The 25,340-nt window shown below is 63.1% G+C and carries 28 protein-coding genes; 16 read left to right on the top strand and 12 right to left on the bottom strand.

All coding sequences use genetic code 11. The annotated features are described in order from the left end of the window. Positions 1–33 precede the first annotated feature (33 nt). Positions 34–411, bottom strand: coding sequence for a cell division protein ZapA (locus tag ACMGE0_RS03165; protein WP_436814394.1), 378 nt, complete (start codon positions 409–411; stop codon positions 34–36). Positions 412–439: 28 nt separating this feature from the next. After that, positions 440–712: a DUF4164 domain-containing protein gene (locus tag ACMGE0_RS03160; RefSeq protein WP_436814393.1), complete on the bottom strand. Its 273-nt coding sequence runs from the start codon at positions 710–712 to the stop codon at positions 440–442. Positions 713–1,063: 351 nt separating this feature from the next. On the opposite strand from ACMGE0_RS03160, the gene tkt reads away from it, so the two are divergent. The 7 genes from tkt (at position 1,064) to ACMGE0_RS03125 (ending at position 10,335) form a co-directional block, all read left to right on the top strand. Then, a complete protein-coding gene (tkt, locus tag ACMGE0_RS03155; RefSeq protein WP_436814392.1) occupies positions 1,064–3,046 on the top strand; it encodes a transketolase in 1,983 nt (660 codons plus the stop codon). Positions 3,047–3,087: 41 nt separating this feature from the next. Next, positions 3,088–4,101: a type I glyceraldehyde-3-phosphate dehydrogenase gene (gene gap / locus ACMGE0_RS03150; RefSeq protein ID WP_436814391.1), complete on the top strand. Its 1,014-nt coding sequence runs from the start codon at positions 3,088–3,090 to the stop codon at positions 4,099–4,101. Positions 4,102–4,411: 310 nt separating this feature from the next. Continuing rightward, positions 4,412–6,265, top strand: a complete 1,854-nt coding sequence (locus tag ACMGE0_RS03145; protein WP_436814390.1) for a potassium/proton antiporter — start codon at positions 4,412–4,414, stop codon at positions 6,263–6,265. A gap of 112 nt (positions 6,266–6,377) precedes the next feature. After that, positions 6,378–7,580: a phosphoglycerate kinase gene (locus ACMGE0_RS03140; protein ID WP_436814389.1), complete on the top strand. Its 1,203-nt coding sequence runs from the start codon at positions 6,378–6,380 to the stop codon at positions 7,578–7,580. Between the two features lie 217 nt (positions 7,581–7,797). Further along, positions 7,798–8,694 (top strand): fructose bisphosphate aldolase, encoded by an 897-nt coding sequence (locus ACMGE0_RS03135; protein ID WP_436814388.1) that lies wholly within the window; start codon positions 7,798–7,800, stop codon positions 8,692–8,694. Positions 8,695–8,864: 170 nt separating this feature from the next. Continuing rightward, positions 8,865–9,311: a DUF6841 family protein gene (locus ACMGE0_RS03130; protein ID WP_436814387.1), complete on the top strand. Its 447-nt coding sequence runs from the start codon at positions 8,865–8,867 to the stop codon at positions 9,309–9,311. Positions 9,312–9,417: 106 nt separating this feature from the next. Continuing rightward, on the top strand, positions 9,418–10,335 hold the full coding sequence (locus tag ACMGE0_RS03125) for a PhzF family phenazine biosynthesis protein (RefSeq protein WP_436814386.1): 918 nt from the start codon (positions 9,418–9,420) through the stop codon (positions 10,333–10,335). Here the strand turns inward: ACMGE0_RS03125 and ACMGE0_RS03120 are convergent, their stop codons facing one another. Further along, positions 10,336–10,503 carry a hypothetical protein gene (locus ACMGE0_RS03120; RefSeq protein WP_436814385.1) on the bottom strand — a complete coding sequence of 56 codons (168 nt, stop codon included), beginning with the start codon at positions 10,501–10,503 and terminating at the stop codon, positions 10,336–10,338. It lies immediately after the preceding gene. Positions 10,504–10,709: 206 nt separating this feature from the next. Between ACMGE0_RS03120 and ACMGE0_RS03115 the strand changes: the two genes are divergently transcribed. From ACMGE0_RS03115 to rcdA, 3 genes are all read left to right on the top strand, one after another. Next, positions 10,710–11,990 (top strand): MFS transporter, encoded by a 1,281-nt coding sequence (locus ACMGE0_RS03115; RefSeq protein WP_436814384.1) that lies wholly within the window; start codon positions 10,710–10,712, stop codon positions 11,988–11,990. Beyond that, positions 11,987–12,178, top strand: a complete 192-nt coding sequence (locus ACMGE0_RS03110; protein ID WP_436814383.1) for a DUF1192 domain-containing protein — start codon at positions 11,987–11,989, stop codon at positions 12,176–12,178. The genes ACMGE0_RS03115 and ACMGE0_RS03110 overlap by 4 nt, the downstream gene beginning before the upstream one ends. 465 nt (positions 12,179–12,643) lie before the next feature. Continuing rightward, a complete protein-coding gene (gene rcdA, locus ACMGE0_RS03105) occupies positions 12,644–13,156 on the top strand; it encodes a protease adaptor protein RcdA (protein WP_436814382.1) in 513 nt (170 codons plus the stop codon). 277 nt (positions 13,157–13,433) lie between these two features. Here rcdA and ACMGE0_RS03100 read toward each other — a convergent pair whose 3' ends face one another. Both ACMGE0_RS03100 and rpmE read right to left on the bottom strand, forming a co-directional pair. Then, entirely contained in the window at positions 13,434–13,964 is a 531-nt protein-coding gene (locus ACMGE0_RS03100) for a P-loop NTPase family protein (protein WP_436814381.1), read from the bottom strand. A gap of 81 nt (positions 13,965–14,045) precedes the next feature. Further along, the gene (gene rpmE / locus ACMGE0_RS03095; RefSeq protein WP_085420769.1) at positions 14,046–14,267 is read right to left on the bottom strand and encodes a 50S ribosomal protein L31; all 222 of its coding nucleotides are present in this window, start codon (positions 14,265–14,267) and stop codon (positions 14,046–14,048) included. A gap of 186 nt (positions 14,268–14,453) precedes the next feature. Between rpmE and ACMGE0_RS03090 the strand changes: the two genes are divergently transcribed. Together ACMGE0_RS03090 and ACMGE0_RS03085 are read left to right on the top strand one after the other, a co-directional pair. Then, entirely contained in the window at positions 14,454–16,280 is a 1,827-nt protein-coding gene (locus tag ACMGE0_RS03090) for an ABC transporter transmembrane domain-containing protein (RefSeq protein ID WP_436814380.1), read from the top strand. Positions 16,281–16,382: 102 nt separating this feature from the next. Continuing rightward, positions 16,383–17,657 (top strand): glucoamylase family protein, encoded by a 1,275-nt coding sequence (locus ACMGE0_RS03085; protein WP_436814379.1) that lies wholly within the window; start codon positions 16,383–16,385, stop codon positions 17,655–17,657. 9 nt (positions 17,658–17,666) lie between these two features. Here the strand turns inward: ACMGE0_RS03085 and ACMGE0_RS03080 are convergent, their stop codons facing one another. The 4 genes from ACMGE0_RS03080 to ACMGE0_RS03065 all read right to left on the bottom strand — a co-directional run bounded on the left by ACMGE0_RS03080 (position 17,667) and on the right by ACMGE0_RS03065 (position 20,904). Continuing rightward, positions 17,667–17,885, bottom strand: a complete 219-nt coding sequence (locus ACMGE0_RS03080) for a hypothetical protein (protein ID WP_436814378.1) — start codon at positions 17,883–17,885, stop codon at positions 17,667–17,669. 3 nt (positions 17,886–17,888) lie between these two features. Further along, on the bottom strand, positions 17,889–18,920 hold the full coding sequence (locus tag ACMGE0_RS03075; protein ID WP_436814377.1) for a peptidoglycan -binding protein: 1,032 nt from the start codon (positions 18,918–18,920) through the stop codon (positions 17,889–17,891). 3 nt (positions 18,921–18,923) lie between these two features. Continuing rightward, positions 18,924–19,967 carry a flagellar motor protein MotA gene (locus ACMGE0_RS03070; RefSeq protein WP_436814376.1) on the bottom strand — a complete coding sequence of 348 codons (1,044 nt, stop codon included), beginning with the start codon at positions 19,965–19,967 and terminating at the stop codon, positions 18,924–18,926. A gap of 136 nt (positions 19,968–20,103) precedes the next feature. Further along, positions 20,104–20,904, bottom strand: coding sequence for an inositol monophosphatase family protein (locus ACMGE0_RS03065; protein ID WP_436814375.1), 801 nt, complete (start codon positions 20,902–20,904; stop codon positions 20,104–20,106). A 195-nt stretch (positions 20,905–21,099) separates the two neighbouring features. On the opposite strand from ACMGE0_RS03065, the gene ACMGE0_RS03060 reads away from it, so the two are divergent. After that, positions 21,100–21,432, top strand: a complete 333-nt coding sequence (locus ACMGE0_RS03060) for a DUF1648 domain-containing protein (protein ID WP_436814374.1) — start codon at positions 21,100–21,102, stop codon at positions 21,430–21,432. 122 nt (positions 21,433–21,554) lie between these two features. Here ACMGE0_RS03060 and ACMGE0_RS03055 read toward each other — a convergent pair whose 3' ends face one another. Together ACMGE0_RS03055 and ACMGE0_RS03050 are read right to left on the bottom strand one after the other, a co-directional pair. Continuing rightward, on the bottom strand, positions 21,555–22,691 hold the full coding sequence (locus ACMGE0_RS03055; RefSeq protein WP_436814373.1) for a tetratricopeptide repeat protein: 1,137 nt from the start codon (positions 22,689–22,691) through the stop codon (positions 21,555–21,557). 9 nt (positions 22,692–22,700) lie between these two features. Next, the gene (locus ACMGE0_RS03050; RefSeq protein ID WP_436814372.1) at positions 22,701–23,354 is read right to left on the bottom strand and encodes a thiamine phosphate synthase; all 654 of its coding nucleotides are present in this window, start codon (positions 23,352–23,354) and stop codon (positions 22,701–22,703) included. 111 nt (positions 23,355–23,465) lie between these two features. On the opposite strand from ACMGE0_RS03050, the gene ACMGE0_RS03045 reads away from it, so the two are divergent. Then, entirely contained in the window at positions 23,466–24,236 is a 771-nt protein-coding gene (locus ACMGE0_RS03045) for a sulfite exporter TauE/SafE family protein (protein WP_436814371.1), read from the top strand. Positions 24,237–24,350: 114 nt separating this feature from the next. After that, positions 24,351–24,611, top strand: a complete 261-nt coding sequence (locus ACMGE0_RS03040) for an ArsR/SmtB family transcription factor (RefSeq protein ID WP_085420156.1) — start codon at positions 24,351–24,353, stop codon at positions 24,609–24,611. A 114-nt stretch (positions 24,612–24,725) separates the two neighbouring features. On the opposite strand, the gene ACMGE0_RS03035 is transcribed toward ACMGE0_RS03040, so the two are convergent. Continuing rightward, positions 24,726–24,902, bottom strand: coding sequence for a YdcH family protein (locus ACMGE0_RS03035; protein ID WP_436814370.1), 177 nt, complete (start codon positions 24,900–24,902; stop codon positions 24,726–24,728). Positions 24,903–25,134: 232 nt separating this feature from the next. Here ACMGE0_RS03035 and ACMGE0_RS03030 point away from each other — a divergent pair, with 232 nt between their 5' ends. Beyond that, positions 25,135–25,338, top strand: a complete 204-nt coding sequence (locus ACMGE0_RS03030; RefSeq protein WP_085420158.1) for a YdcH family protein — start codon at positions 25,135–25,137, stop codon at positions 25,336–25,338. Positions 25,339–25,340: the final 2 nt, after the last annotated feature.

The raw sequence follows: 25,340 nt of genomic DNA, 5'->3' as shown, positions 1-25,340 counted from the left end.
GCCAGTGCCGCGGTGAGTCTTTTTCTCAGCCCGTCAATTCAACGAGGCAGGCGCGCGGCCGTTGAGCCTGGCCGTCAGGTTCTCGAGCCGCGAGGCGAGTTCGCCGAGCGCTAAGACCATGATCTGCTCGTTGTGCTGCTGGGTTTCGAGCGCGCCGTCGCTGTTCGCCTTGAGCGCTGCGACCTCCGCTTCGAGCTTGCCGAGCTTGCGCGTCACTTCGGAGAGCTCGTCCATGATCATGATGCCGGCCATGACGGTGATCCTGAGATCGCCGATTTCGCCGAACTGGCCCTTGAGGTGCCCGACATAGCGGTCGAAGCGCGCGGCAAGCTCGGTCAGGTGGTCCTCCTGGCCCTCTTCGCAGGCCATGCGATAGGCCTTGCCGTCGATCATCACCGTAACCTGGGCCATGACATTCCCTTTCGATGCTGTTGCCGCATCAGCGGTCGAGCACGGCGCGGATGGTCTCCATCGCCGTCACCAGCCGCCGCGAAACCTCACGGTTCACCTCTTCCAGGCGGTTAGCGCGGAATTGCGACTGGTCGAGCTCCTGGGCGAGCCGCGCCCGGTCCGCATGCACCCGGCGGACCTCGCCTTCCACGTCCTGGGCTTCGCGCTGGCGCTCGATGCGCGCGTCGACGGCGCTTTCAAGGTTGCCGATCGCCGCCCTGAGCTCCGAGATCACCATCTCGATCGTCTTTTCCGCCGGCATGAAAAGCCTTCCCGTCTCCGTGAAGGCAATCGAATCGCATCGGCCGCCTTCCCAATAAGGACCGCAGATTATTCGCGGGTTGCAGGCCGGTCAATCAATCCGGGCGGACCCGGTGCGTTCTAGCTGTGGATCGTCTGCCGCCTTTCCCGCCCGTTTCGGGCTGCGGCAGGGCTGCACGGAATTCAGGCAGAGGCTGCGGGAAACTTCATCATCATGGTGCGATCGGGCCCGTGCTTTTGTTGACTTGCGCGTTGCACCTGCTAAGGATCAGCCGCTCCCCGATGGTCCCTGGTCCACTCCCTGGTGGAACCGGCGGGATCGTGACCGACACTCGGAAAAAGCGGATTAGCTATGACCTCTCGCGACAAACATAACCGGATGGCGAATGCGATCCGATTCCTTGCCATGGATGCTGTGGAAAAGGCCAATTCCGGCCATCCCGGCCTGCCGATGGGCGCTGCCGACATCGCGACCGTGCTCTTCACCCGCTATCTGAAATTCGACCCGAAGAACCCGCTCTGGCCGGACCGCGACCGCTTCGTGCTTTCCGCCGGCCACGGTTCCATGCTCCTCTATTCGCTCCTCTATCTCACCGGCTACGAGGACATGACGATCGAGGACATCAGGCAGTTCCGCCAGCTCGGCTCCAAGACCGCCGGCCATCCGGAATACGGCCATGCCTCCGGCATCGAGACGACCACCGGCCCGCTCGGCCAGGGCATTGCCAATGCCGTCGGCATGGCGATCGCCGAGCGCAAGCTGGAGGAGGAATTCGGCTCCGACCTGCAGAGCCACTATACCTATGCGCTCTGCGGCGACGGCTGCCTGATGGAAGGCATCAGCCAGGAGGCGATCGCGCTTGCCGGCCACCTCAAGCTCAACAAGCTCGTTCTCTTCTGGGACAACAACTCGATCACCATCGACGGCCCCGTCAGCCTTTCGGATTCAACCGACCAGGTGATGCGCTTCAAGGCCGCCCACTGGAACACGATCGAGATCGACGGCCATGACGTCGACCAGATCGCCGCCGCGATCGAAGCCGCCCAGAAGTCCGACCGCCCGACCTTCATCGCGGCCAAGACGATCATCGGCTTCGGCGCCCCGAACAAGGCCGGCACCCACAAGGTGCACGGTTCGCCGCTCGGCGCCGAGGAAATCGCCGCCACCCGCAAGGCGCTGGACTGGGAGGCGGAAGCCTTCGTGGTTCCCGCCGACGTGCTGGATGCCTGGCGCCTCGCCGGCCTGCGCTCGACCAAGACCCGCAAGGAATGGGAGGACCGCCTCGCCGCGGCTCCCGCCGAGAAGAAGGCCGAGTTCGTGCGCCGCTTCGCCGGCGACCTGCCGGGCAGTTTCGACAGCGCCATCGACGCCTTCAAGAAGAAGATCATCGAGAACAATCCGACGGTCGCGACCCGCAAGGCTTCGGAAGATGCGCTTGAAGTCATCAATGGCCTCGTTCCTGAAATGCTCGGCGGCTCCGCCGACCTGACGCCTTCGAACAACACCAAGACCAGCCAGATGAAGGCGATCACCCCGACCGACTTCTCCGGACGCTACATGCACTGGGGCATTCGCGAGCACGCGACGGCCGCGGCGCTCAACGGGATCGCGCTGCACGGCGGCCTGATCCCCTATTCCGGCGGCTTCCTGATCTTCTCCGATTACTGCCGCCCCTCGGTACGTCTTGCTGCTCTCATGGGCATCCGCGTCATTCACGTCTGGACGCACGACTCGATCGGCGTCGGCGAGGACGGCCCGACCCATCAGCCGGTCGAACATCTGGCAGCGCTGAGGGCGATCCCCAACCTGCTCCTCTTCCGCCCGGCCGACGAGACCGAGACGGCGGAGTGCTGGCAGCTTGCGCTCAAGGAAAAGCACCGCCCCTCGGGCCTGGCTCTCACCCGCCAGAACCTGACGCCGGCCCGCAAGGTCTATGAAGAGAAGAACCTCTGCGCCAACGGCGCCTACGAACTCGTCTCGGCCGCCGACGCCAAGGTGACGATCTTCGCGTCGGGCTCCGAGGTCGAGATCGCGCTGAAGGCCCAGGCGGCACTCGACGGCAAGGGCATCGCGACCCGCGTCGTCTCCGTTCCCTGCGTCGAGCTTTTCCTGGATCAGCCGGAAGACTACCAGAACGCCATCATCGGCAATGCGCCGGTCAAGATCGCCGTCGAAGCAGCCGTCCGCGAGGGCTGGGACCACTTCATCGGTCCGAAGGGCATCTTCATCGGCATGAAGTCGTTCGGCGCCTCCGGCCCGGCCAAGGATCTCTTCAAGCACTTCGGCATCACCGCGGAAGCGGTCGTCGCCGCCGCCGAGAACGAACTCGCCTGAGCCACCTACCTAGAGACATGTGAAAGCGGGAGTATCAAGAAATGACAGTCAAGGTTGCCATCAACGGTTTCGGCCGCATCGGCCGCAACGTTCTGCGCGCCATCGTGGAATCCGGCCGCACCGATATCGAAGTCGTCGCCATCAACGACCTCGGCCCCGTCGAGACCAACGCCCACCTGCTGCGCTACGACTCCATCCACGGCCGCTTCCCCGCCGAGGTGAAGGTCGAGGGCGACACGATTGCCATCAACGGCGGCAAGCCGATCAAGGTGACCGCGATCAAGGACCCGGCAACCCTGCCGCACAAGGACCTCGGCGTCGATATCGCGCTGGAATGCACCGGCATCTTCACCGCCCGCGACAAGGCGGCCGCGCATCTGACGGCCGGCGCCAAGCGCGTCATCGTCTCGGCTCCGGCCGACGGCGCCGACCTCACCGTCGTCTACGGCGTCAACCATGACCAGCTCACCAAGGATCACCTGGTCATCTCCAACGCCTCCTGCACCACGAACTGCCTGGTTCCGGTCGTCAAGGTTCTCGACGACCTGATCGGCGTCGAGCATGGCTTCATGACGACGATCCATTCCTACACCAACGACCAGCCGTCGCTCGACCAGATGCACAAGGATCTGTATCGCGCCCGCGCTGCCGCGCTGTCGATCATCCCGACATCGTCGGGTGCGGCCAAGGCTGTCGGCCTCGTCCTGCCGCATCTGCAGGGCAAGCTCGACGGCACCTCGGTCCGTGTCCCGACCCCGAACGTTTCGGTGGTGGACCTGAAGTTCGTTGCCAAGCGCGCCACGACCAAGCAAGAGATCAGTGAAGCCATCAAGGCTGCCGCCACCAGCGGCCCGCTGAAGGGCATTCTCGGCTACACGGAAGAGCCGCTCGTCTCGCGCGACTTCAACCACGACAGCCATTCCTCGATTTTCGCAATCGACCAGACCAAGGTCATCGAAGGCACGTTCGTGCGCATCCTCACCTGGTACGACAACGAATGGGGCTTCTCGAACCGCATGGCCGACACGGCCGTCGCGTTTGCGAAGCTGATCTGATCGGATAATACCCCATCTGCCTGCCGGTACCTTCTCCCCGCATGCGGTAGAAGGTTAGGGTGAGGGGCAAATCAATCAGAGGCGGGCCGGAGATTCCGGCCCGCTTTCTTTATGGGTTTTTCATACCCTGCCCTTCTCTTGCCGGAATTGTTCCTCCCTAATCAAACGGTTGTATCGATTCGTCCGGCCTTCCGCCGGAATCTGCCCATTCTTGCAAAGCCGCATGGCGGCACGGCACAGTTCCGGCTTGCGGGACTGCGGGCGGGGATCGTGTGACGAGCGAGGTGCGAGAGAGGAAGGAACCGCATAGGTGGAGGCGTTCTACATCATCCTGCTGGTCGGCACGGTCCTGGTGCTGGCGGCTGCGCTTTCGAGCCTCCTCGCCTTCCGTTTCGGCGCTCCCCTCCTCCTGGTCTTCCTGTCGATCGGCCTGCTCGCCGGCGTCGACGGCCTCGGCATCAATTTCGAGAACTATCCCTTCACGTTCATGCTGGGATCGCTGGCGCTGGCGATCGTGCTCTTCGATTCCGGCTTCATGACGCCGGTGCATTCCTTCCGCATCGCCGCCGCACCGTCGCTGACCCTTGCCTCGGTTGGCGTGCTGCTGACGGCCGGCATTTTCGGTCTTGTCGCGGCGCTCTTACTCGGCTTCTCCTGGCTCGAGGGCCTGCTGCTCGGCTCGATCGTCGCCTCCACCGACGCGGCGGCGGTCTTCTTCCTGCTGCGCATCGGCGGCATCAACATCCGCGACAAGGTGCGCTCGACGCTGGAGGTGGAATCCGGCACCAACGACCCGATGGCGATCTTCCTGACGGTCGCGCTTTCGGAACTCATCGCCACCGGCCAAGGCTTTTCCGGCCTCGACCTGCATTTCCTGCTGGGCTTCGTCGAGGAAATGGGGCTCGGCCTGATCTTCGGCCTGCTCGGCGGCATGATGATCGTGTGGGTACTGAACCGCTTCACCTCCGACCGGGGGCTTGCGCCGATCTTCGTGCTGACGCTGGCGCTGCTCGTCTTCGCCTTCACCGGCGTCATGGGCGGCAGCGGCTTCCTGGCGGTCTATGTCGCCGGCATCTATTCCGGCAATCGCAAGATGTTCGCCAAGCCGCAGATCGTCCGCTTCAACGAGGGGCTGACATGGCTTGCCCAGATCATCATGTTCCTGGTGCTCGGCCTCCTCGCCACCCCGTCGCAGTTCCCGGCCATCCTGCTTCCGGCGATCGGACTTGCGGCTTTCCTGATCTTCGTCGCCCGGCCGATCGCGGTCTGGCTGAGCCTCCTGCCCTATGACTTCACGCAGCAGGAGATCGGCTTCGTCGCCTGGGTCGGCCTGCGCGGCGCGGTATCGATCCTGCTCGCGATCATGCCGATCCTGAGCGGCGTCGAGAACGGCCACCTCTATTTCAATACGACCTTCATCATCGTGCTCGTCTCGCTTCTGGTGCAGGGCTGGACGATCAAGCCGGTCGCCGAAAGGCTCGGCCTCATCATCCCGCCGCGCATGGGAGCGGTGGACAAGGTCGAGCTCGACCTGCCCGGCAAGGCGACCCATGAGCTGATCTCCTACCGCGTCATGAAGGACAGCCCGATCCTGCAGGGCGAACGCATTCCCCGCTGGGCCATGCCTTCTCTCGTGATCCGCGACGGCCGCAGCATCCGCTACCAGTATGCCGGCCGGCTGAAGGAAGGCGATCAGGTCTATCTTTTCGTCGCGCCGAACTACACCAAGCTGCTCGACCGCACCTTCGCGAGCCAGGTGCCGGTCGACGAGGACGACGCGGAATTCTTCGGCGCCTTCGCGATCTCGCCGACGCGGCCCGCCAAGGAGCTCGACGCGGCCTACGGTCCCGGCCTGCTCTCCCCCAACGAGCAGAACATGACGGTCGGCGACCTGATAACCTCGCGGCTCGGCGGACGGGCGGACTATGCCGACCGCATCCGCTTCGGCTCGATCGTGCTGATCGTCCGCGAACTCGACGAGCACGAGCATATCCGCAGCATCGGCATTTCGCTGGAGCCGGTGGAGCCTGCCACGAACCTGCCGATCTTCATCAACATGCGCGAGATCGCCCACCGCATCCGCGACCTGATCCGCAAATATCGCGGCAGGCCGGTGCCGGAAAACGGAGCCACGCCCCCGAAAGGCCCGACGCCCGCGGCATGAGGGCGCCGATGGGGAACCGGATATGCGCACGTGAGATGCTCTGACGCCTTGCGTCGTCAGACAGGCATAGTATGGTCCGCTCGAACTTCCTTAAAGCAAGTGGATCAGCATCATGGCGGCCTTCAAAACCCTTGACGACCTCACCGATATCGCAGGCAAGCGCGTCCTCGTGCGCGTCGATCTCAACGTCCCCGTCGCCGGCGGCAAGGTGACGGACGCGACGCGTATCGAGCGCGTTGCGCCGACGATCCTCGAACTTTCCAAGAAAGGCGCCAAGGTCATCCTGCTCGCCCATTTCGGTCGGCCCAAGGGCGAGCCGGTCGCCGACATGTCGCTGTCGCTGATCGTCACCGCCGTTAACGAGGTGCTCGGCCGCAAGATACTCTTCGCTTCCGACTGCGTCGGCCCCGAAGCCGAACAGGCAGTTGCCAAGATGGCGAACGGCGACGTCCTGCTGCTGGAAAACACCCGCTTCCACAAGGGTGAGGAAAAGAACGACGCGGCCTTCACCGAAGCGCTCGCCAGGAACGGCGACATCTTCGTCAACGACGCCTTCTCCGCCGCCCATCGCGCGCATGCCTCGACCGAGGGCCTCGCCCATCACCTGCCCGCCTATGCGGGGCGCACCATGCAGGAAGAGCTGGAGGCGCTGGAAAAGGGTCTCGGCAAACCGGTCCGCCCGGTGGTGGCGATCGTCGGCGGCGCCAAGGTGTCCACCAAGATCGACCTCCTGATGAACCTCGTGAAGAAGGTCGACGCGTTGGTGATCGGCGGCGGCATGGCCAATACCTTTATCGCCGCCAAGGGCGTCAATGTCGGCAAATCGCTCTGCGAGCACGATCTCGCCGACACGGCCAACCAGATCATGATCGAGGCGGCGTCTGCCGGCTGCGCCATCGTGCTGCCGGTCGACGGCGTCGTCGCTCGCGAGTTCAAGGCGGGTGCGGCCAACGAGGTGGTCGATATCGACAAGATCCCGGCGGACGCCATGGTTCTCGACGTCGGCCCGAAATCGGTGGCGGCGGTCAACGACTGGATTTCCCGCGCCGCGACGCTCGTCTGGAACGGCCCGCTCGGCGCCTTCGAGATCGAACCCTTCGACAAGGCGACGGTGGCCGCTGCCAGGCATGCGGCGGATCAGACCAAGGCCGGCAAGCTCATCTCCGTCGCCGGCGGCGGCGATACGGTAGCGGCGCTGAACCATGCCGGCGCGGCCGACGATTTCTCCTATGTCTCGACGGCCGGCGGCGCCTTCCTCGAATGGATGGAAGGCAAGGAACTGCCGGGCGTTTCGGTACTTTCGAAGACGGCCTGATCGTCGTATCCTGCCATGAAGCGCGCCTATATAGGGCGGCGCGCTTCATTATTAACCGCCTTGAAAATATTTAGATATTTTAAACGATTGAAATAATTTCAATCGTTTCAACATTTTAATCGAGGATTTCCCTTTAAAAAAACTTCTGTTATCCGCGAGTGACAGCTTAGGGAGATATGAGCGCGTTTCGCGCCAACTTTAGGGACAGGAGTAAAGCATGGTGGACGCGAAGATGTTGAACAAGATGAGTTCTGCGCCCGGATTTATTGCGGCGCTGGACCAAAGCGGTGGTTCAACACCTGGAGCTTTGCGTCTTTATGGCGTGTCCGACACCGATTATCAGGGTGAGGAGGAGATGTTCCGCCTGATGCACGCCATGCGCGTCCGCATCATGAGCGCACCCGCCTTCAAGGGCGACAAGGTCATCGGCGCTATCCTGTTCGAACGGACCATGGACGGTGACGTCGACGGTGAGGCCGTCCCATCCTATCTCTGGGAAAAGCGTGGCGTCGTTCCCTTCCTCAAGGTCGACAAGGGCCTCAACGCCGAGGAAAACGGCGTTCAGACGATGAAGCCGATGCCCGATCTGGATGCTCTCCTGATCCGCGGCCGCGAAAAGGGTATTTTTGGAACCAAGATGCGCTCGGTGATCGGCCATGCCGACAAGGCCGGGATCGCCGCCGTCGTAGAGCAGCAGTTCCAGGTTGCGCGTCAGATCATCGCCCAAGGCCTCATGCCGATCATCGAGCCTGAAGTTTCCATCAAGAGCCCGACGAAGGAACAGGCCGAAGCCATTTTGCGCGACGAGATCGCGCAGCAGCTGGACAAGCTCCCCGCCGGCGAGACAGTCATGCTTAAACTGACGATCCCGACGGTCGCCGATTTCTACGCTCCTTTGATCGCCCACAAATCGGTCATCCGCGTCGTCGCCCTTTCCGGCGGCTACAGCACCGCGGACGCCTGCGAAAAGCTCAGCCATAACCATGGCATGATCGCGAGTTTCTCGCGCGCGCTGGCGGAAAACCTGCGCGTCTCCATGAGCGACGCAGAGTTCGATGCGAGCCTGGCCGAAACGGTCGATCAAATCTACGCCGCAAGCGTCAACAAGTCCTGATGCGATCCTGAGGAATTCGAAAAGGCCGCCTGAACTGGCCTTTCCGGAAGAAGAAAAAGAGGCCGCTCCGGCAAACGGGGCGGCTTTTCGTTTTTGCAGGCGATCGATCGAGGGGCCGCGATGAACCGGATTGGCCGCGCAGCGTTCCTTCGAGTGATGGAGGTGAAGCCATGACAGGATTGGAAACGACGGTCCGCGAACTCTTCGATGACTACGGCAGGATCAGCAACGATGCGCTCAAGGACGCTTCGATGGTCGATGTCGACAGGATCACGGCCTTCTTCGCCGCGTATTTTGTCGGCTCGACGCCGCAGGCGGTGTTCGGCGGAGCCAATGACGAAAAATTTCGCGAGGTGATACCGCAGGGATTTGCGCGTTACCGCGAGGCCGGAGGCAAGCGGATGCTCATCACCGGCATAAGGGTTACGCCGCTCGACGATCTTCACGCGGTCGCGGAGGTCGGCTGGGATTTTGCCTATGTCAACAAGGCGGGCGAAAGCGGAAATATCCGCTTCACCAACTTCTACTTCGTAACCGTTGCCGGCGGTCGGCCCCAAATTTTTGCCTACGCTACCGGCGACGAGGAAAAGGCGATGAAGGATCACGGACTGGTCTGATAAATTGCGCCGCTTTCGTTTTATTGATCGGTGAATCACAAAGATTGGTTGGCGCCAAAAGAGTTCGTCGGTTAACTAACTAACGAACCTTTTCGGGAGCTGCGCCATGCCGACCGCCGATTTCGTCACCGTCGATGTCTTCACGAGCGAACGTTTTACCGGCAATCCGCTCGCCGTCGTCCCCGATGCGCGCGGGCTGACGCCCCGGCAGATGCAAGCGATCGCCGCGGAATTCGGTTATTCCGAAAGCACCTTCGTGCTGCCGCCGGAGAACGTGGAAAACACGGCGCGGGTGCGCATCTTCACGCCGACGATGGAAATCCCCTTTGCCGGTCATCCGAATGTCGGCACCGCCTTCGTGCTCGGACGGCAGGCGGAACTCTTCGGCAGGCCTGTCGGCGACAGGCTCCGCTTCGAGGAGATCGCCGGCCTGGTGGAAATCGAGCTTCTCCGCGAGGAGAACGCCGTGATCGGTGCGACGATCCGCGCACCGCAGCCGCTCACCATCGGTGACGAGGTGGCCCTGGAACTGATCGCCGGATGCGCTTCGATCGGACCCACGAACATCCGCACGTCGGGCCACAAGCCGGTGGTCGTCTCGGTCGGCCTGCCCTTCGCCATTGCCGAGCTCGAAAACCTCGAGGCGCTTGCCGCAGCCAGGCCGGACATCACGGTTTTCCATGAAGCCGCCGCCCGGCATCCGCGGCCGGATGGCGACTTCTCGCTTTTCCTTTATGTCCGCAGCGCCGAAAACCCATGGCATATTCGCGCCCGGATGTTCGCGCCGCTCGACAATGTCATGGAGGATCCGGCGACCGGCAGCGCCTCGGCAGCGCTCTCTGCCTTTCTCGTCACGCGCGCGCCGGAAGCGGATGCGAATATCCACGTCACCATCGAACAGGGCGTCGAGATGGGCCGCCGCAGCGTGATCGAACTCGACGTGGTAAAGGCCGGCGGCCAGGTCACCGATGTGCGCATCGCCGGCCGCTGCGTCTCCGTCATGCGCGGCAGCCTGGAGCTCTGATTACATCGTCGTGAATTCTCTGAGGATCAGGGCGACGCTCCAGATCGCAAAGGCGAAGAGTGCCAGCTTCCAGAAATCGCCGCGGCGCCTCAGGCCCGGCAGGCCGAGCGGCTTGACGATCTGGACCAGCATGGCGAGGATCAGCAGGACCGAAATGGTTTTGGTCATTTAACGACGCATCTCCGGACCTTGCGTATCGCGCGCCACAGGCTGGACATTTTTGCACTCCACCACAGATAGCCATGAACGGATTCGGGGGCATCCGAAAATCCGCTTCAGCCTTCGTTAACGCCCGGTTCATCGGCGTGCAACAATGCTTGTGTGCAGGAATCCCGGATTGGCCGCATTCGAAAGATGAGCTGACAGTACCGAAAATGAGACGAAACCTCCTCCCCGTCCTCGCCCTCCTTTGCGGTACGCTTTTCCTCTTCCTGGGCAACGGCCTGCAGGGCCTGCTTCTGCCGGTGCGCGGTTCGCAGGAAGGCTATTCCAACGAAGTGCTCGGCCTGCTCGGCACGACCTGGGCCGCGGGCTTCGTGATCGGCTGCTTCGTGGCGCCGAACGTGGTGCGCCGAATCGGCCACGTGCGCGCCTTTTCCGGATTTCTGTCGCTCATCTGCCTCAACGTGCTGCTGACGGGGCTCATGGTCGACCAGAACACCTGGCTGGTGCTGCGCGCCATCACCGGCTTCTGCACCGCCGGCACCTCGATGATCATCGAAAGCTGGCTGAACGAGCGCGCCACCCCCGAAAGCCGCGGCACGATCTTCTCCTTCTACATTTCCATCACTCTCTTCGGCGTGGTCGGCGGCCAATTGATGGTGCCGTTCGGCGATATCGCGACGCCGGCGCTTTTCATGGTCTGCGGCATTCTCTACAGCATCGCGGCGCTGCCCACGACGCTTTCGAGGGCAGCCTCCCCGCAGCCGCTGAAACGCGCCCGGCTGGATCTCCCCGCCCTCTTCCGCAATTCGCCGATCTCCTTCGTCGGCATCCTGCTGATCGGCATCGCCAACGGCGCCTACGGTACGCTCGGCGCCGTCTTCGCGACCCGCGCGGGCCTGGACCACGGCGCGGTCGCCGCCATGGTCTCGATCACCATCTTTGCCGGCGCGATCATGCAGTTCCCGGCCGGGCGCCTTTCGGACCGGATGGACCGCCGTCACGTGCTCGCCGCCCTTTCGGCCGCAGCGGCGCTCGCGGGCCTTGCTGTCTTCATCATCCGCCCGCTGGACGTCTACGGCATCGTCGTGCTGGTGGCGATCTACGGTGCGGCCGCCAACGCGCTTTATCCGATCGCCGTCGCCCATGCCAACGACTTCGCCGCTCCGGAAGATTTCGTGAAAGTGTCCGGCGGCCTCCTTCTCCTCTACGGGATCGGCACCATCATCGGCCCGACGCTCGGCGGTCCGGTCATGACCTGGGCAGGCCCGCACGCCCTTTTCGCGGTCACCGCGATGGCCCATATTCTGGTGACGGCCTATGCTATCATACGCAGCCGCCAGCGGGCGCCGGTCCCGGTCGAGGAACGCGAGGCCTATCAGACCGCGCCGGCCTCGACCGCGCCGCTCGCAACGCCGGAAAGCCTGTCGCTCGATCCGCGCGCCAACGCGGAAGCCGCGGCAGAAGCCAGTGCCAGGAAGGAGACATCATGAGCTTTCTCGATGACGACACCCCGAAGAAGCCGACAGCCCATGAGATCGGCTCGGACCTTTCCATGCTCTCCGTAGACGAGCTCGATTCCCGCATCGGGCTGCTGAAGGAGGAGATCACGCGGCTGGAAGCGGAAAAGGAGAGGAAAGCTGCCGGCAAACGCGCCGCCGACAGCTTCTTCCGCTCGTGAAGCCCAAGATGACGCAAGAATTGCAAGTATTTTTTGCTTGCCTTTAAGACAATATTAATCATTAACGGAGAATATAAACACGTCCAGGCTTCCTGGACTCAGACAGTTTCACCGTTCGGCGAATGGTCTGATTTCTCCCTGTTTTACCTTGAGAGCCGCCTTTCCGCGGCTCTTCTTTTTCATTCCGTCCCTTTCGCACCGTTTTTCCCCGTCGGGAGCCCGCGGCGACCTCGCCCGAAAGCCGTACCCGGCCGGCCGCGACGGCAGTATTCGCCGGCGAAAATACCTCTCCTTTTCGAGGAGATCGGGGACGTTTACCACTTCTTGTGGGTATTAACCCTTCCTTAAGAAACGCCTTGCGGATTTCCGCTATAAGTATCATGTTCAGCTCGGTCAGAACGGCAGCGGAACTTTTAACCGCTGTCTCCATTGCCTGAATGTGATTGCGTTAGCAGGATGAATTCGATGTCCGAACAGGGATTGAATACCGTCAGTTTTGCCGGCCGCGCCGCTGCCTCGTCGCAGTTCAAGGCGCTTTATTCGGAAGGCATGGCGCTGGTCGAAGAAACCGCGAGCTATCTCGACGGTCCGGGCCGTGCCGCCTCGAAGGTCCTGCCGCGCATGGCGTCCGTCCTCTATGCTGCCGAATCCATGCGGCTCACCACCCGCCTCATGCAGATGGCCTCCTGGCTGCTCCTGCAGCGCGCCGTCAACAACGGCGAGATGAGCCGCGACCAGGTCCTGTCGGAAAAGAACAAGGTGCGCCTCGACGGCTTCAACGTCGATCGCAATGCGCCGGGCTGGCTCGACCTGCCGGAAGGTTTCCGCGATCTCGTCGAACGGTCGCTGCGCCTGCAGAACCGCATCGCCCTTCTCGACCGCGAAATCTACCGCCCGTCCGACGCCGCCGTCCTGCCGGACAACGAGAACAGCGTCCGCGCCCAGCTCAACCTGCTGCGCACGGCTTTCGGAAGCTGATTATCCGTTTTAATCGGGGCATCGGCGAGCTTCGGAGCCCCTCTTAACTTCAAATTGACGGTACAACGCAATTCTCTTTTAAGTCGAGCACCGATGTTCCGGGCCGACCTCTGCCCGCTCAACCGCGTCGATGACGACATCAAGCGCATCGGCCGTTCGATGCGCCCGTTGCGCCGCGGCCCGCAACCAGTCACAAGATCGGTCGAGATCGCCACTAGTTCGCTCCGCCTGTGCCACGTGATCTCGACTGGCTGGCACTGGATCTGATGTCGATAGTTTAGACATCACACAACACTCGCCTCAGATAGGCTTCGATTTTCGCTCGGCTCTTCAACCGGAACTTCGTCCCCGCAAAACCGTCGAAGAGCTTCTGGTGAGCATCGAAGGAATTCCAGTTGTTCTTCCGGATGCGATATTCCGAAACCCACGTCACCAGCCCCTCGAAGCTTTCCAGGCTTTCTCCACCCTGAATGCCGCGTGCCCTGACATTCGCGACGCATTCTTCTTCGCCAAGGTCGAGCCACAGGAGCAGATTTGCTCTCGGCAGGACGACATTGACCAGCCATCCATAGACGCCTTCCATCAGCCAGGCCTCTTCCTCCGCAAGCTTCTTCACCTCTTCGATGACAACGGCTTTGTCGCGAGCGATGCCGTAGCGACCGGGTTGCCAATAGACGTCGTCAAGATGCACGACCTCCATGTCGAACCGCGCCGCCATCTGTTTGGCCAGCCAAGTCTTGCCTGAACCGCCATTTCCCATGATGACGATACGATGGAGCGTAGTCGGTAAGTTCGGCTGATTTTCCATTCCCCGCTTCTCCTCCACTATACCGAAAACAAAAAAGCCCGGCTTTCGCCAGGCTCTTCGTTCGGTCTGCCAAGAAGCGTCTTAGAGGCCGAGGCCGCCGAAGCGCTTGTTGAACTTGGAGACGCGGCCGCCGCGGTCCATGAGCTGCTGGTTGCCGCCCGTCCAGGCCGGATGGGACTTGGGATCGATTTCGAGGTTCATGGTCGCACCTTCGGAACCCCAGGTGGAGCGGGTCTCGTACTCGGTGCCATCGGTCATGACGACCTTGATCATGTGGTATTCGGGATGGATGTCAGCCTTCATGTCGATATTCCTGCTCTTCGCGAGGTCCATTTGTCGCAATTGCGAGCAAGAACCCTCTTTAATAAATGAAGCCGCAGACCGGTGCGGTCACGGCTTCCCAATTTGATGCGGAGCCTATACAGGAAGGTCGCCGGAAGTACAAGTACCCGCGCGCCTTGAAAAGTGCCACGATACCCGAGGGAAAAATTGGCCGAAGCCCGAGAAACCCAGCCCAGAGAAGCTCAGCCCGGAGAATCCCAGCCAAGAGGCAAAGCGCTCAGACCCCTCGCAAGGCTCCTTCCCTATCTCGTCCGCTACCGTCCGATGGTCGCCGCGGCCGTCTTCTTCCTCGTGCTTGCCGCGGCCACCACGCTGGCATTGCCGCTTGCCGTGCGCCGCATGGTCGATCACGGCTTCGCCTCGTCGGACGGCCACTTCATCAACAACTATTTCGGCATGCTGCTGGTGCTTGCCGCGCTGCTGGCCATCGCCAGCGCCATGCGCTACTACTATGTCATCACCATCGGCGAGCGCGTGGTGGCGGACCTGCGCCGCGAGGTCTTTTCCCATATCACCAGGCTTTCGCCCGCCTTCTATGACGTCAACCAGTCGGGCGAGATCGTCTCGCGGCTGACGGCCGACACGACGCAGATCAAGTCCGCCTTCGGCTCCGCGGCGTCGCAGGCGCTGCGCAACACCATCCTCTGTCTCGGCGCCATGGCGATGATGATCTACACGAGCCCGCGGCTCTCCGCGCTGGTGCTGGGTGCGATCCCGCTCATCGTCTTTCCGCTGGTCGGCTTCGGCCGCTCGGTCCGAAGACGCTCCCGTTCCGCCCAGGATACGCTTGCCGCGACCTCCGCCTTCGCGGCGGAGACGATCGGCGCCACCCGCACCGTCCAGGCCTTCAATGGAGAGGCGACCGCCAGCGGCCGTTATGGCGGCGCGGTGGAAAACGCCTACGGTGCCGCCCGCTCGGCGATCAGGGCCCGCGCGCTGCTCACCGGTTTCGGCATCCTGCTCGTCTTCGGCAGCGTCGTCGGCGTGCTCTGGTATGGCGCGCAGAGCGTTCTCTCCGGCACCATGACGGCCGGCACGCTTGGCCAGTTCGTGCTCTATTCGGTGATCGCGGCAAGCTCGCTCGGCCAGCTCTCGGAAGTCTGGGGCGAGCTTTCCGCCGCCGGCGGCGCGGCGGAACGCCTGACAGAACTGCTGCACGAAGTACCCGCGATCCGCGATCCGGAAAATCCTCTTCCCCTCCCCTCGCCGGCCCGCGGCGAGGTCGAGTTCGAAAAGGTCTCCTTCGCCTATCCGGCCCGCGTCAGCGCCATCACCTTGAACGCGCTTTCCTTCCGCGTGAAGCCGGGCGAGACGGTAGCGATCGTCGGGCCGTCCGGCGCCGGCAAGAGCACGATCTTCTCGCTGCTCATGCGCTTCTACGATCCGTCCGCCGGCACGATCAAACTCGACGGCGTCGATCTCCGCCAGGCGAGGCTTGCGGACCTCCGCTCCCGCCTGGCGATCGTACCGCAGGACGTGACGATCTTCGCCGCCTCGATCCATGACAACATCGCCTTCGGCACGCCCGATGCCAGCCGCGAAGCCGTGCAGGCCGCGGCAATCGCTGCCCAGGCGGACGAATTCATCTCGAAGCTCGACGACGGCTACGACACGCTGGCCGGCGAACGCGGCGTGACGCTTTCCGGCGGCCAGCGCCAGCGCATCGCGATCGCCCGCGCCATTCTGAAGGACGCGCCGGTCCTGCTGCTCGACGAGGCGACCTCGGCGCTCGACGCGGAAAGCGAGACCCTGGTGCAGAAGGCCCTCGACGGGCTGATGCGGAACCGCACGACACTGGTCATCGCCCACCGCCTTGCGACCGTGCTGAAGGCCGACCGCATTCTCGTCCTGGAGGACGGCCGGATCGTCGAGGAAGGCACGCATCAGAGCCTGATCGCGGCCGGCGGGCTCTATGCCAAGCTCGCCCGGCTGCAGTTCCACGACATCGAACGTCAGAGCGCCACCGCGCTCTGATCCTTCACGCCAAAGTGTTCCTTTCCGGCTCGCGGTCGAAGTGAATCAAGCGCTTCGAGCGCCTACCTGCTGAGGAGCTGTTGCCCGGAAAAATTCGAAGCCATGAATTTCACGTCCATCCCGTCCGCCTCCTCCCTGGATGACTGCCTCGACGGGATCCAGTCGCAGACCTTCAAATTCTTCTGGGACGGTGCACATCCGGAAAGCGGGCTGCCATTCGACAAGTGCTATGCCTCGGGCGCCCCGTCACCAAGCACCGTCTCCGTCAGCGGCGTCGGATTCGGCATTCTCGCCATCATCGTCGCTACGGAACGCGGCTGGATCGGCCGCGCCGTCGCCCTGGAGCGGCTGGCGACAATGCTTGATCATCTGGAACGGTCGCCCCGCTTCCATGGCGCCTTCGCCCATTTCATCGATGGAGCGACCGGCGCGGCCATGCATTTTTCCGAAAAGGACAATGGCGGCGACCTGGTCGAAACGACCTTCCTGATGCAGGGCCTCATCTGCGCGCGGGAATATTTCTCGGCTGTGACGGATAAGGAAGAGAAGCTGCGGGCTTGCGTCGACCGGCTGTTCGCTGCCGTGGAATGGAACTGGTATACCCGCGGCCAGGACGATGCTCTCTACTGGCATTGGAGTCCCGACCGCGGCTGGGTCATGAACCTGCCGATCCTCGGCTGGAACGAGGCGCTGTCGACCTATGTGCTGGCAGCCGGGTCCGAGACCCATCCGATCAGACCGGAAAACTACCATGCGGGCTGGGCGCGCTCCGGCGAAATGCGCAACGGCAACAGCTATCTCGGCACCGTCCTTCCGCTCGGCGAGCCTTATGGCGGTCCCCTTTTCCTTTCGCACTACAGTTTTTGCGTGCTGGATCCCTGCGGATTGAGCGACCGGTACTGCAGCGACTATCGGGCGCAGGCCGTGGCACATGCCCGCATCAACCGTGACTATTGCATGACGGTGCCCGGCTACCGACAAGCCGGCGTCTGGGGCCTGACTGCATCCGACGGTCCGGAAGGTTACGGCGCCTATTCTCCGACTTACGACAAGGGCGTCATCGCGCCGACCGCTTCGCTGTCGAGCTTCCCTTTCCTCCCCGCCGAAGCGGAGAGCGCCCTCAGGGCCATGCTCACCTATCGGGGCGGCAAGTTGCTCGGCAGGTTCGGCTTCGCCGATTCCTTCGTGCCGGAAACGGGCTGGATCGCCGGCACCTATCTCGCCATCGACCAGGGTCCGATCGTCGCCATGATCGAGAATTTCCGCTCCGGCTTGTTATGGCGGCTGTTCATGAAAGCTCCGGAAGTGCGCCGCGGGCTCGTGCGGCTGGGGTTCACATCCTCCACCCATTCCATCACGCCGCCTGCGGGGGTTTAGTTCGCACCGCTATTTGGCGCGCTCGAAAACCCATTTCACCACATATTTGCCATTGCGCTTCATCTTGGTCTTGGTGCGCACCTCGACCGGTCCTCCAAGGGCGGCTTCCGCATTCTCGAAGGCCTGGCGCGCCTCGGCGATCGCCTTGTGATAGGCGCTGTTGTCACGCTTCGGACTATCGGCAACCGCCTTGAGAAGCGCGGTCATGTCCGGCTTGTCTTCGGCCATGCATCACCGCTCGGTCAATTTCAGCTCGATGCGCCGGTTCTGCGATTTCGCCTCCGGCGTGTCGCCAGGCGCGATCGGCTGGAACTCGCCGAAACCGGCGGCGACGAGACGGTTGGCCGGCACGCCCTTGGAAATCAGGTATTTGACGACCGACGTGGCGCGGGCGGACGAAAGCTCCCAGTTGTCGCGATAGCGGCCGGTGCCGGAAAGCGGCGAATTGTCCGTGTGGCCATCGACGCGCAGCACCCAGTTGATCTCGGCCGGGATTTCCTTGGCGAGGTCGAGCAGCGCCGCCGCAAGCTTGTCCATCTCGGCGCGGCCGGGATCGTCCAGCTCGCTGCCGCCCACGGGAAAGAGCACTTCCGACTGGAAGACGAAACGGTCGCCGACGATGCGGATGTTCTCGCGGTCGGAGAGGATTTCGCGCAGACGCCCGAAGAAATCTGAACGATAACGGTTCAGCTCCTGCACGCGCTGCGCCAGCGCCACGTTGAGCCGCCGGCCGAGATCGGCGATCTGCGCCTGGGACGAGGCATCCTTGGCCTCGGAAGCCTGCAGCGCCTGTTCGATGGCGGCGATCTGGGCCCTTAGCGCGGCGATCTGCTGGTTCAGAAGCTCGACCTGGCTTGCGGCGCGGGCGCTCAACTGCTGTTCCTGGTTGAGCTGGCCGGTGAGCTCGCCGATCCGGGCATTGGCGGCGTCGCTGCTGCCGGCGCCCTGGCTCAGCAACTGCTGCAGCCGCGAGCGCTCGCTTTCGGACGCGGCGAGCGAGGATTGCAGGTTGGCAAGCTGGTCTTCCACATCCTGGCTGTTGCTCTTTTCGAGCGCCAGAAGCTCGGTGAGCTCGGCGATCTGGCTGTTCAGCCGGTTCAGAACCTCGTCGCGGCCGGAGATTTCGCGGCTCAAGAGGAACTGTGCCAGCACGAACACCGTCAGCAGGAACATGATCGCGAGCAGAAGCGTGGAGAGCGCATCCACGAAGCCCGGCCAGTAGTCGACACCCCGCTCGCGACGGCGGTTCTTGGCGAGCGCCATCGCTTACTTCCCTCCGATCTTGTCGGAGAGCCGGTCGAGCGTGCGGCGCATGGCCTTCGCCTCTTCCTGCTGCGCCTCGATCCAGTCGCGCAGCATCTGCTGTTCGTTGCGCATGTTCTTGACCAGCCCCTGGATGCCTTCGGCGAGATTGGCCATGGCCGAAAGCGAACGCTCGTTCTGCGGCCCGTCGGGCACTCTCGATTGCGCGGAGGCCAGCGCCCGGAGCTGTTCGGTGAGCGCCCTTATATCCTCGGACGAGCCGTGGGCGATCGTCTCCGCCACCACCGGCATGTCCGAGCCGAGGTCGGTGACCGAGGAAAGCCAGTTTTCCAGTTCCGTGTAGAACCGGTTCTGGGCGCGGCCGGCCTGCAGGTCGAGGAAGCCGAGGATGAGGGAGCCCGAAAGGCCGAGCAGCGAGGACGAGAAGGCGGTGCCCATGCCGGCGAGCGGCTGGGCGAGCCCGCTCTTGATCGCCGCGAGGACGTCGTTCGAATCGCCGGAATTCGGATCGAGCGCACCGATGACGTTGCTGATCGAGCCGATCGTTTCGATGAGGCCCCAGAACGTGCCGAGCAGGCCGAGGAAAACGAGCAGGCCGATCAGGTAGCGCGAGATGTCGCGCGATTCGTCGAGGCGCGTGCCGATCGAATCGAGAATGGAGCGGAAGGCCGTGGTCGAGAGCGCCATCTTGCGGCGGCTGCCGATCAGCGTGCGCATCGGCGCCAGCAGCCGCGGCTCGCGGCCGACCTTGTCGGCGCTGCCGGCGGCGCGGAAGGAATTGAACCAGCGCACCTCCGGAATGAGGCCTATGACCTGGTTGAAGACGAGGATGATGCCGATCAGCAGAACGCCGAGGATCAGCCCGTTGAGGCCCGGATTGGTCTGAAACGCGTGCTGGGCCTGGCGGTAGAGGATAGAGGCGACGAAGCCGACGATGATCAGGAAGATCACCATGGTCCACAGGAAGGACGCCGGATTGGAGAGCTTGTAGGCGTAGCCGCTGCGCGTTTCAGCCTCGTCCAGATCGTCCACTCTCGCATTCGCCATGGTACGCCTTCCGCCTCCGGTATCCGTCGCGCCGGAGGCTAGTGTAAAATTGCGACGAATTGAAGTGCGGAAGCCGTGGAAAACAGTCAGCTATCCAGCCGTTGTTCGCATAATCGGCCGGCGGTGCGACAATGCTTCAGCGCGTCGGCACCGGCCGGTTGGCGGCTTCGAGCAGCGCCTTCTGGATCAGCTCGTTGCCGGCGACGATATTGCCGCTGCCGAAAATGTCCGTCGTGCCCTTCATGTCGCTCACGAAGCCACCCGCCTCGCGGATGAGGAGAATGCCGGCCGCCATGTCCCAGGGCGAAAGATCGGTTTCCCAGAAGCCGTCGAGGCGCCCGGCCGCCACATAGGCGAGGTCGAGCGCTGCAGCCCCGAAACGGCGGATGCCGGCGACTTCGCCCATGACGTGCCGGAGCTCCACCAGGAATTTTCCGTGGTTGCCGCGGCCGAGATGGGGCGCCCCGCAGCCGATGACGCAGTCGGACAGCACGCGGCGGGCGGCGACCCGGATGCGGCGGTCGTTCATGAAGGCGCCGCCGCCCTTCTCGGCGGTGAAGAGTTCGTCGGTTGCCGGGTTGAAGACGACGCCCGCGACGACCTCGCCGTTGCGCTCCAGCGCGATCGACACGGCGAACTGCGGAATGCCGTGCAGGAAGTTGGTCGTGCCGTCGAGCGGATCGACGATCCAGCGATGCGCCCCGTCCGTGCCCTTCACCTCTTCGCTTTCCTCGCCGAGGAAGCCGTAGGTGGGACGCGCCTTCATCAGCTCGTCTCGGACGATCTTCTCGGCACGCAGGTCCGCCTGGGAAACGAAATCGCTCGGGCCCTTCACCGAAACCTGCAGGTTCTGCACCTCGCCGAAATCGCGGCCGAGCGACTTGCCTGCCTTGAGGGCAGCCTGGACCATGACGTTGAGAAGGGCGGAGCGTGCCATGCGGGGAAATCCTTGGGCGTTGTCCCGGATTGCATCTGCGGGACGGCGTTTTTCTGAGCTTTTATTGATGGGCGGCTTCAAGACCACAAAACAGCGGGAAATTCAAGTCATCCGCGGGAAAGCAGGCTATTGTCGCCGTCGGCCGTGTCTGCGAAACTCCCGAAACCACCTCGATATTCCGCTGAGGAGCTTGAAATGAAGGTCACGCTGCCGCTGATATTCAGCATTGCGCTCACCGCAACCATGGCCGCCGCATCGCTGGCCGCCTGGTCTTCGGTACCGTCCGGGGCGGAACTTCCCGTGCATTTTGGCTTCGACGGCACCCCCAACCGGTATGCTCCCGCATCTTTCGCGCTTTCGGTCGTGCCGATGGCGACACTTGCCGCCACGCTGATCTTCGCGCTCGCACCGCGCCTTGACCGCAAGGTCGACGCTTTTCCGGTCCGCTATACGGCGCTCTGGCTCGTCGTGATCGCCGCGCTGGCGATAGGCCATTTTCAGATCGTCGGCTACGCCCTGGCGAACTGACCGGAGCGGGCCTGTTGGTGTTGATCTGCCGCGCCGTCTCCCGGCCCTTCGCTTGCGCTCCGGGCGTTCGTCGCTGAAATCGATCCACCGGATCGATTTCTCCGGCTTCGCCGGACCGCTCCTCACCCCCGCCGGAACTTGTTCGCGGCCTCGATCGCCTGCTTCTGCGTTTCCTCATTGATACCGAGGTAGAAATCCTCGAGCTCCGGATCCTGCAGGCCCGCCCTTCGGGAAAGGACATACCATTTGGCCGCCTCGACCGGGTTCGGCCGCGTGCCGAGCGCATTGATGTAAAGATGCGCCAGCTTGTTCTGGGCCACCACGTTGCCGCGATGGGCGGCGATCCGCATCCATTCGAAGCCCTTGTCGTAATCCCGCTCGCCGCCGATGCCGTTGACCAGCCAGATGCCCATGTCGAGCTGTGCGGTGTCGAACCCGGCCTTGGCGGCGCGCTCCAGCCATTCGCGGGCCTTCGCCTTCTTCTCCTGCGGCAGGTCCTTCAAGGCCACATAGAGCTGCGCCACCGCATATTGCGCGTCCGCTACACCCTGGCTCGCGGATTTCTCGTAGAAGGGCAGAGCAAGGTGCAGGCCCTTGTCGCCCGGATTGTCGGAAACGACGATCTGCGCCCAGTTGAACTGCGCCGAGGAATTGCCGGCCTCGGCGGCCTTGCGCATGAACTCGTCGGCCTTTTTCTTGTCGTGGGGAACGTTGCGCCCGCTCATCAAGAGCAGCGCATACTGGAACATGGCGGCCGGATCTCCACCCTCCGCCGCCTTCTGGTACCAGAACGCGGCGGTCTTCGCGTCGCGCTTGATGCCGAGCCCCTTCGTCATCATCTCGGCGACGAGCGTCTGCGCCGCCGCATCGCCCGTGCCGGCGCGGGTCAGCGCCCTGTCGAGCGCGGTGACGTAGAGCCCGCGCTGATAGGCGCCGTAAGCCTCGTCGATCGGACCGTTATAGGGTTTTTCGGGCGGCGCGGGCGGCAGGGCCGCTCCCATCCGCTGGTAGAGCTCGACGCCGCCGGAGGGCACGATCCCGTCCGGCTGGGTTTGCTCCTCCGCCGGTCCTTGCGCATTTCCTTCCGCCGGCTGCGTCTCGACCCGATCCTTCTTCATCTGCTGGGCGTCCGGCTCCAATGGCCGCGTGACGGCTCTCGTATTCGTCTGCGCAAGCGCGAACGAAGGCATCCCCGCCGAGGCGAGAAATGCCGCCAGCAGCCCGTTCAGAATCACGCGAGGAAATCGGTTCGAACCCATGGGGAGCCATCAAGCCTCAAACCGTGGCGCTTTTTCGTCCAGGATCGCGTTGACTTCCGCGACGGCTGCGGCCGTTCCCTTCGGGTTCGAAAAGACCGCGGTCCGGAGCGCCACGAATTCCGCGCCGGTCTCGGCGACCGCGAGCGCCGAGAGGTGATCGCTGCCGCCCATGACGATGCAGGGGATCTCCACCATCGAAGCCCACCATTCGCCGAGCGCAAGGTTCTTCGGATGCGCCTCCGGCTTGATGTCGCCGTCGAGCTTGCCGAAGAAGATATAATCGGGCCTGAGTTCGCCGACCTCCAGCGCCTGGTGCCGGTCCGCCGCGCCGCCGGCGCCGACGATCAGCTTCGGCGCGAATTTCCCGATCGCTTCTTCAAGCTCCGCCGGCGAGCCCGCGAGATGCAGCCCGTCGGCCTTGACCCGGCCCGCGACGCGGCTGTCGCCGGCGATCAAGGCCGCGGCACCCGCCGTCTGGATGATCGGCACCAGGATTTCCGCCCGTTTCTGGAACGCCTGATCGTCGAGGCCGTATTGCGGCAGGATCACGGAGGCGACGTCGCCGCCCGAAAGCGCCTCTTCGAGCTGCTTTGCCACCTCCGCGGCGTCTTCGCCCTCCGGCACGATCAGTACGAGGCGGCAGCGGTCTTCCGGTCCGGTCATTATTTTGTCCTGTCAGGCGGATGCTTTCGAAATCCGCACTCGTCTTCTATCCGCAAATTCGATAGACCGGACCGACCGAAGGATCAACCGCCCCGCCTGATCGAACTTTCCATGCCCGATACGCTCAGCCTCGCCTTTTTCGCAGCCGCCATTCCGGCCGTCCTCCTCGTCGGCCTCTCGAAAGGCGGCATCGGCGGCGCGATCGGACTTCTCGGCGTGCCGCTCATGTCGATGGCGGTCGATCCCGTCAAGGCGGCGGCGATCTTCCTGCCGATCCTGATCGTCATGGATATCGTCGCGCTCTGGTCCTGGCGCAACCACAACGACCGCAAGACGCTTCTGATGATCCTGCCGGGCGGCATCATCGGGATCGCGCTCGGCTGGGCGACTTCGGCTTACGTTTCCGACGACGCGCTCCGCCTCGTCATCGCCACCGCGACCATTCTCTTCACGGTCCGTTATTTCTGGCAGGTCTACGGCCCCCGTTCGGATAGATTCGCGGCACCTTTGCCGCATCGTCCCGTGGCCGCCACCTTCTGGGGCGCGCTGTCCGGTTATGCAAGCTTCGTCGCCCATGCCGGCGGACCGCCCTTCCAGATCTACGTCCTGCCGATGCGGCTCGACCCGAAATCCTATACCGGCGCCAGCATCCGCTTCTTCGCGATCGTCAATGCGGTGAAGGTCATTCCCTATTTCTTCCTGGGCGCGCTGGACCGCGAAAACCTGACGATCTCCATGACGCTCCTGCCGGTGGCCCTCGTCGCCACCATGCTGGGCGCCGCGATCGTCAAGCACCTGAGATCGGAAATCTTCTATCCCATGACCTATGGGCTGGCCTTCCTCGCCGGCCTGAAGCTGCTCTGGGATGGCCTGCCCTTCTGATCGCGCGCCGCACTCGCGCACCCGCTAAAAAAGCAACGCAAAATAAGGCAATGGAAATTGTTGCAACGCACAATAAATCTTGCCGTTAACAGGCGTTTACCGTAAGTTCGGTGCATGACGACCGTTGACCCCTTCGCAGCCATCGCGGATCCGAACCGGCGCTATCTGCTGGAAGAATTGCGGCGCGCGCCGAAAACCGTCAACGAACTCGCCCAGGGTCTGCCGATCAGCCGGCCGGCCGTATCGCAGCATCTGAAAGCCCTGCTCGACAGCAATCTCGTGACGGTGACGGCGGAAGGTACCCGGCGCATCTATTCCGTTAACGCGAAGGGCTTCGACAGGCTCAACCTGTGGCTCGATCAGTTCTGGTCGTGACCCTTGAACCACGACCAGAACCTCATGTGATTTCTGGATTGGTTTTTGCCGCCTTACGGATCGCCTTTCACTGTGATCTACTCCAGGCGGGCGGCCTTGTTCTCCGTTTTGAGATTAGTGACGCGTAGAGGCTTTTAGCCGTTGCATTTCGTCTTTGATGCGCAGCTTGCGACGCTTGAGTTCGGCGATTTCACGGTCGTCGGCGGAGGGGGACGCGAGAATGGCTTGGAGCTCCTCCTCCAGGGCGCCGTGCTTCTTTTCAAGCGATGCGATATGAGCCTGGACGGTCATGTGGCATGTTCCTTCCTTGGTCACCTGCCCCGGCCTTTACCCTTGGCCGAGGCTTCAGGTTTACGACGGAAGTGTGACACGATCGGCCGCGTTTGTCGAAGGAGAAATCATGGTTTGAACAGGGCAAATTCGTGACATGAGCTAACTTCCAGTTAACGCGGTTTGGTGGTAGAGGCTTGCGGACATTGCCGGCGACCGCTGATATGGCCGGGCGTGAGAATGGGGACCGAATATGGCTGATCAGGAACAGGCGGATATCCGGCTGGCGCTCGCGAAGCTCCGTCAGGAGCACGAGGATTACGACGCCGCCATCAACGCCATGATCCAGGTCGGTTGCGATGCGCTGAGGGTTCAGCGCATGAAGAAGAAGAAGCTGGCGATCAAGGACAAGATGAGCCAGCTTGAGGACCAGATCATCCCCGATATCATCGCGTGAGG

This window comes from Neorhizobium descurainiae, from assembly GCF_051400715.1.
GTDB lineage: Bacteria > Pseudomonadota > Alphaproteobacteria > Rhizobiales > Rhizobiaceae > Neorhizobium.
This window is presented reverse-complemented; position numbering and strand designations above follow the sequence as displayed.